General features: G+C 69.0%; 4 protein-coding genes. 3 read left to right on the top strand and 1 reads right to left on the bottom strand.

Going from position 1 to position 3,971, the window contains the following annotated elements:
* Positions 1–6 precede the first annotated feature (6 nt).
* Both dacB and ACNFOC_RS51960 read left to right on the top strand, forming a co-directional pair.
* A complete protein-coding gene (dacB, locus tag ACNFOC_RS51965; protein ID WP_416965958.1) occupies positions 7–1,233 on the top strand; it encodes a D-alanyl-D-alanine carboxypeptidase/D-alanyl-D-alanine endopeptidase in 1,227 nt (408 codons plus the stop codon).
* Positions 1,234–1,570: 337 nt separating this feature from the next.
* Positions 1,571–1,858, top strand: a complete 288-nt coding sequence (locus ACNFOC_RS51960; RefSeq protein WP_405969941.1) for a DUF6355 family natural product biosynthesis protein — start codon at positions 1,571–1,573, stop codon at positions 1,856–1,858.
* A gap of 40 nt (positions 1,859–1,898) precedes the next feature.
* Here ACNFOC_RS51960 and ACNFOC_RS51955 read toward each other — a convergent pair whose 3' ends face one another.
* Positions 1,899–2,897 (bottom strand): L,D-transpeptidase, encoded by a 999-nt coding sequence (locus tag ACNFOC_RS51955; protein ID WP_416965957.1) that lies wholly within the window; start codon positions 2,895–2,897, stop codon positions 1,899–1,901.
* Positions 2,898–3,012: 115 nt separating this feature from the next.
* Here ACNFOC_RS51955 and ACNFOC_RS51950 point away from each other — a divergent pair.
* On the top strand, positions 3,013–3,971 hold a 959-nt coding region (locus ACNFOC_RS51950; protein ID WP_416965956.1), incomplete at its 3' end, for a hypothetical protein.

Here is a 3,971-nt window from a genome sequence, read left to right as displayed (position 1 = left end):
GTCGCCTTGAAGGTGAGGGTGCGATCGAGTCAGGCGTCACTCTCGATCTCGTACGGCGTCATTCTCGTACGGAGTCACAGTCGGCCTCGTGCGGCGTCATTCTCGGCGCAGCAACGGCGCGACCACGAGGACGTCCGTCTGGGCAGCACGTTCAGCGGTGTCGTCATCGATGCCGAGTCCGACAAGACCGTGTGGGGCCACGACGCGACCACCGCGCTGATGCCCGCGTCGAACACCAAACTCGCCACGTCGACCGCCGCGTTGACGATCCTCGGCCCCGATCACCGCTTCACCACGAAGGTCGTCTACGGCGCCGGGACCCTCACCCTGGTCGGCGGCGGGGACCGCACCCTGACCACCGCCGACCTCACCGCGATGGCCACAACTGCCGTGGCCGGCCTGAAGAACGCGGGCCTGACCACGGTGAAGGTGACGGTCGACGACAGCCTCTTCCCCGCGCCCACCCTCGCGACCGGCTGGAACGACGGCTACTACCCCGACTCCATCGCCCCCGTAAGAGCGTTGGTGGTCGACGGCCGCCACGTCACGGACACGTCCCTGGACGCCGGCCAGATCTTCGCGAAGCTCCTCGCCCGGCAGGGCGTCACCGTCTCCGGGAGCGTCACGCACGGCACCGCCGGCGCCGGGACCGTCCCTGTCGCCCAGCACGAGTCCGGCACGCTGTCGTCCATCGTGGAGCACATGCTCAAGGTGAGCGACAACGACATCGCCGAGACCCTGCTCCGGACGACCGCGCTGGCCGCCGGACGCCCGGCAACGTTCGAGGACGGCACGGCCGTCGTACGCCAGGTCCTCACCCAGTACGGCATTTCGCTGGCCAACTTCGAGATCCACGACGGCAGCGGCCTCTCCCGCGCCAACCGCATCCCGGCCCAGACCATCGCCGACATCCTCGACCTGGCCGACGACCCCGCCAACAGCCAGACCCTGAAGTACATCGTGGACGGCCTGCCGATCGCGGGCGAGGCGGGCTCGACCCTGGGCCCCGAGTGGGGCCGCTTCGACACCGCGGACTCCCAGTGCGCAGTCGGCAAGGTCAACGCCAAGACGGGCACGCTCACGGGCGCGATCGCACTGAGCGGCCTGACCAAGGCCGCGGACGGGCGCTGGAAGGTCTTCTCCTTCATCGAGAACAACTCCACGGCCGATCCGAACGCCACGAAGGACGCGCTGGACGGGCTCGCGGCCACGGTCAACGGCTGCTGGGCGTAGGCACCCGCGCCGGGACCGCGTCCGCCGCGGACATGCCCGATGAGACGCTGTCCGCGACCACCGTCCACGTCCTGGTGAGCGGGCAGCGCCGGCGACATTCGATGGACCGTCCGTCAGTGGCACAGTGGCGGACGCAATCCATGCGGCCCCTCCGCCAGAACCATCCGATTGCCGTAGCGACAAATCGATTCGCCGGGTGAACGCGGCGGCATACGACCAACCGCGCAGGTCAGTACGGCAGTCTCAGTACGGCATTCCCGGAGCGGCTCCCCGACCGATCGGCAGGGACAAGCAGCCGCTTCCAGGACCGTTCCCCTCCACTGACCAAGGAGTTCCTTTGCGTTTTCGTCGTACGGTGATCAGCGCCCTCGGTTCCGCCGCCCTCGTGCTCGGCTCGCTCGGTGCGGCGGCCGCCGCGAGTCCCGCGGCGGCCGGCCCCTGCGGCTTCTACGAGACCGGGTCCGACGCCTTCTACCGTCACTGCACGACCGACGGTTCGCGGGTCGTCATCAAGGTCGAGGTCGCCCGGGCGCGCGACTACGAGCGGTGCGTCGCACACGGTACGACCTGGCTGGGATCCGCCCGCAAGATCCAGGGCGCCCACTACGCCGGGCGCACCTGCTGACACCGATCGTCGTGCTGCCCGGCGACGTCACCGCGGCGCGTCACAGCGCCGCGGTCGTCCCCTCGCCGGAGCCGCTGCCCGCGAGCCACTGGTCCCAGCCGAGGTTGAAGTCGGCGTAGCCGTTGTCGGCCGGGGCCTTGCCGCGGGGCGATCCGGTGATGGTGATGGGGTCGCCCTGCTTGACCTGGCCGTAGAACCACTTGGCGTCCGACAGGGACAGGTGGACGCAGCCGTGCGAGCCGCGGGCGCTGCCGCTGCCCGGGTTCGGGTCGCCGGTCGAGTAGTGCACGTAGGTGCCGGACTGGGTGAGGTGGATGTCCCAGGGCAGGGTCAGGTCGTAGTAGTTGGGGCTGCCCTTGTCGCAGCTGATGCCGACGCTGCAGGAGGTCATGTGGACCTTCTTCTGCTTGTCGATGACGGCCATCGTGCCGTCCCACGTCGGGTACTCGGCGCTGCCCGCGTTGATCGACAGGGTGCGCACCGCCTGGCCGTTCTTGGTCACCTTCATGGTGTGGCCGGTCACCGAGACGTCCGCGCGGACGTCGTCGCCGATCTTGAAGGTGTGCGTGTAACTGTGCACGCCGTAGCGGCCGTTGCCGTTGCTGACGCCCGTCATGTCGGCGTCGATCTTCACCGTCGTACCGGAGGGCCAGTACGTCTTCGGGCGCCAGTCGACGCGCCGGTCGCCCATCCAGTGCCAGGCACCGACGACCGACTGCGAGGCGCTGACCTTCATGTGCTTCTCGACCGTGGCCCGCGCCTTGGACGCCACCGGGTTCGTGAAGATCACCGAGATCGGCATGGCCACGCCGACCGTGGTTCCCGTCTGCGGGGTGATCGTGTCCAGCAGCATCGGCGGGCCCGCGGGCTTCGTCGGCGACGGAGAGGCAGTCGCGCTCGCCTTGCCCGACGCCTTCGCGTCGTCTCCGCTCGCCTTGTCGCTGCCACCCCCACCACAGGCACTCGCACCCACCAGCACCGCACCCGTGACGAGTGCGATCCCTATGCTGCCCTTGCGCCGTCCCACGACTTGCCCCACTCTCTAGCTCCTCGACCTCGACCCTGACGGGCCCGACTCACTGTCAGACAGCGACAGAGGGGGCCTCAGTTGCGTGCGTCGCGTAAAACGTGTCTCAAGACTCGGTACGCGCCGAGTGATCGATGACGACGAGTGCCCTGCGTCCCTGGCTGCCGCACCCCGCCCGATCGCGGCCTCGGCCGCCGCCCTGCCGCCTACCACGAAAAGGCCCAGGTATGCCGAACCTGAGCACCGGTCCGAATTCGCCGAAGCCGTTACCGTGGCAGTGGGGATGAAAGCCCGGGGGGGCGGAATGTATCGGTTGGTTCACTTTCACCTGATGTGGAGCGTCGTGCCGTCGATCGGCTCGGCGATCTCACTCCTGGCGGTGGGAGCCGTGCGGGGCTTCGACGAACCGTTCGACAACGACACCGTGTTCTACCTGTCCTGCTGGGCGGTCGGGAGCGCGCTCTTCGCCTTCTGGCCCGGCAGGATGAGCAGCGTACGGGCGGAAGCGAAGACGGCACGGCCGCTGGCACCCGGGACGGTACTGCCCGCCGCCGGCACATCCTTGGCACACGGCGCGGACTGGAGCTTCTTGACGCTCCCGACGGTCTTCTCACTGTTGTTCGGCGTCTTCGCCGGCGTCTGGTGGACTCTCTGGCTGGCCTGCGCGATGGCCCCCGAATCGCTCGTCACCGCCCTGTACTTGATTGTCCGGGAGCGCCGAGCGGGCAAGGTGTTCTGGTACGACGTCACGACGACCGAGGAAGAGCCCTCAGCCGAGAAGGCTGACGAGAAGTCCGGTCAGGACTCCGGCGACAAGTCCGGCCGGAAATACCGGCCGCGGACGGAACGGCACCGTTCGCCGGTCTGGTCGCCGCGTCCCACCCCGCGGTCGCGCGTCGTACCGCCCTATGCCGCGTACGACGCCTGGCTGGCGGAATCCGCCCGGTCCATGCGGCGAGACCACCGCCGTTCCGAGGCGGCTGCACGCCAACGTCAACCCCCACCAGCCCTACACACAAGCGGAGTTGGCCAGGCTGCGGCACTGGGCGGCGCATCTGCCGCGCCAGCAGCGACGCGGGCGAGGGT

This window comes from Streptomyces colwelliae (assembly GCF_048158785.1).
GTDB lineage: Bacteria > Actinomycetota > Actinomycetes > Streptomycetales > Streptomycetaceae > Streptomyces.
The sequence above is the reverse complement of the archived record's forward strand: the minus strand, read 5'-3'. Positions and strand labels throughout refer to the sequence as shown.